2 protein-coding genes are annotated in these 3,010 nt (G+C 70.7%); both read left to right on the forward strand.

Going from position 1 to position 3,010, the window contains the following annotated elements:
* Window positions 1–456 (forward strand): sigma-70 family RNA polymerase sigma factor (locus FNH05_RS35305; RefSeq protein WP_144593190.1); only part of this gene is annotated, 456 nt, incomplete at its 5' end.
* A gap of 93 nt (window positions 457–549) precedes the next feature.
* Window positions 550–3,010, forward strand: a 2,461-nt coding sequence (locus FNH05_RS35310) for an ATP-dependent Clp protease ATP-binding subunit (RefSeq protein WP_144593191.1), incomplete at its 3' end; no start/stop codon positions are given.

The raw sequence follows: 3,010 nt of genomic DNA on the forward strand, positions 1-3,010 counted from the left end.
GTGCGGGTGCCGCGACGGCTGAAGGAACTGCACCTGCAGATCGGCCAGGTCAGCGGCGAACTCGGGCAGCGCCTGGGCCGCGCCCCCACCCCCACCGAGATCGCCCGTGCCCTCGGCCTGAGCGTCGACGAGGTCAGCGAGGGCCTGCAGGCGGGCAACGCCTACTACGCGATTTCGGTGGACAAACCCGCCGGCGAGGAAAGCGAATCGGCTTCACTGGCCGACACCCTGGGCGAAGAGGACAGCGGCATCGAATCGGTGGAGAACCACGAAGCGCTGCAACCGCTGCTGCGCGAGCTTCCGCAGCGGGAACGCACCATCCTCATGCTGCGGTTCTTCGGGAACATGACCCAGACCCAGATCGCCAAGCGCGTGGGCATTTCGCAGATGCACGTGTCCCGGCTGCTCGCGCAGACCCTCCAGCACCTGCGGGAGAAGCTCACCGAGGAGCCCTGAAGCGTCGTTTCGCCGTCGTGACCGACGGGTAGCCGACCACCGAACCAGGCGGCCGGTGGTGCACGGCCGGCACACCCAGGACCAGGAGTCCCCATGACCGGTTTCTTCCCCGGCGGCGCCGGGGGATCCAGCCCGTTCGACCAGTTCCTGGCGCAGTTCTTCGGCCAGTCCATGCCCGGACGCCAGCCGCATCCGGTGGACATCACCCGGCTGCTGACCAACCAGGCCCGCGAACTCATCTCGGACGCGGCAACGAAGGCGGCCGAACAGGGCCGCAGCGACGTGGACACCGAGCACCTGCTCTGGGCGGCCGCGCAGATGCCGGCGACCCGTCAGCTGATGGAGAACTCGGGGGCGAAACCGCAGGAGATTGCCGAGGAGATCGACCGGCTGGGCGGCGGCGAAGGCGGCCGCCCCAGTACTCCGAGCACCCCGGCCACGCTCGCGCCCGGCGCCAAGCGGGCGCTGCTCGACGCGCACAACATCGCCCGCAGCCTCGGCTCGTCCTACATCGGGCCGCAGCACCTGCTGCTGGCGCTCGCGGTGAACCCGCAGTCGGAGGCGGGCCGCATCCTGGCGCGGTCCGGCGCCACCCCCGAGTCGCTGCAGGGCCCGCCCGCGGAGCGGGGTGCCGCGCAGGGCACGCAGCGGCAGCGCACCGACACCCCGACGCTGGACCAGTACGGCCGTGACCTGACCGGACTGGCCCGCGAAGGCGGCATCGACCCGGTCGTCGGCAGGGACGAGGAGATCGAGCAGACCATCGAGGTGCTTTCCCGCCGCACCAAGAACAATCCGGTGCTGATCGGGGAGGCCGGGGTCGGCAAGACGGCCATCGTGGAGGGGCTGGCGCAGCGGATCGCCGACGGCGACGTCCCCGACATCCTGACCGGCCGCCGCGTGATCCAGCTCGACCTGACCGGCATGGTGGCGGGCACCCGCTACCGCGGCGACTTCGAGGAACGGATGACGCACCTGCTGGAGGAGATCCGGTCCCATTCCGCGGACCTCATCGTGTTCATCGACGAACTGCACACCGTGGTCGGCGCGGGCGCCTCGGAGGGGTCGCTGGGCGCGGGCAATATGCTCAAACCGGCGCTGGCCCGCGGTGAACTGCACGTGGTCGGCGCGACCACACTGGACGAATACCGGCAGCACATCGAGCACGATCCGGCTCTGGAACGCCGGTTCCAGCCGATCCTGGTACCCGAACCCACCGTCGACGACACCGTCGCCATCCTGCACGGGCTGCGCGACCGCTACGAGGCGCACCACCAGGTCCGGTTCACCGACGAGGCGCTGGTGGCCGCGGCCGACCTGTCCGACCGGTACCTGACCGACCGGTACCTGCCGGACAAGGCGATCGACCTGATCGACCAGGCCGGGGCCAGGGTGCGGCTGCGCTCGGGACGGCGGCCCAGCGGGGTCCGGGAGCTGGAGAACCGGCTGGAACAACTCACGCGGGACAAGGACCAGGCGGTGGCCGAGGAGGATTTCGAGCGCGCTTCCCGGCTGCGCGACCAGATCGCCGGGCTGCGCGAGCGCCTGCGCGAGGCGAACACGAACGAACGGCCCTCGGGGGCGCTGGAGGTGACCGCCGAGGACATCGCGGAAGTGGTCTCGCGGCTCACCGGGGTGCCGGTCAGCCAGCTCACCGAGGCCGAACGCGACCGGTTGCTGCGGCTCGAAGAGCACCTGCACGGCCGGGTCATCGGGCAGGACGAGGCGGTGGCCGCGGTCGCCGAGGCGGTGCGCCGTTCCCGCGCCGGACTGTCCGAACCGAACCGTCCCTTCGGGAGCTTCCTGTTCCTCGGCCCCACCGGCGTTGGCAAGACGGAACTCGCGCGGGCGCTGGCGGAGGCGCTGTTCGGCGACGAGGACCGGATGATCCGGATCGACATGTCCGAGTACGGCGAGCGGCACACCGTGTCCCGCCTCATCGGCGCTCCTCCCGGTTACGTCGGCTACGAGGAGGCCGGCCAGCTCACCGAGGCGGTGCGGCGGCGGCCCTATTCCGTGGTGCTGTTCGACGAGGTGGAGAAGGCGCACCCGGAGATCTTCAACGTGCTGCTGCAGGTGCTCGACGACGGACGGCTGACCGACGGCCGGGGCCGCACGGTGAACTTCACCAACACGGTGCTGATCATGACCAGCAACATCGGGTCCGAGCTGATCGTCAGCGGCACGCAGGGCGCGCTCGGGTTCGCGCCGGCTCGCGAGGCCGACACCGAACAGCCGCTGCGGGAGCGGCTGCTGCGGCGGCTGCGGGAACAGTTCCGGCCGGAGTTCCTCAACCGGATCGACGAGATCATCGTGTTCCGCAAGCTCGACGCCCAGCAGCTGGAGCAGATCACCGAACTCCTGCTGGAGCACACGCGGCGGCGCGCGCACGCCCAGGACGTCACGGTCGAGTTCACCCCCGAAGCGGTGAGCTGGCTGGCGCGCGCGGGATACCAGCCGGAGTTCGGTGCCCGGCCGATGCGCCGCACCATCCAGCGCGAGCTGGACAACCGGCTGTCCACGATGATGCTGCGCGGCGATGTCGGGCCGGGAT

The sequence above is a fragment of the Amycolatopsis rhizosphaerae genome (assembly GCF_007713715.1).
In the GTDB taxonomy this organism is placed as follows: Bacteria; Actinomycetota; Actinomycetes; order Mycobacteriales; family Pseudonocardiaceae; genus Amycolatopsis_E; species Amycolatopsis_E rhizosphaerae.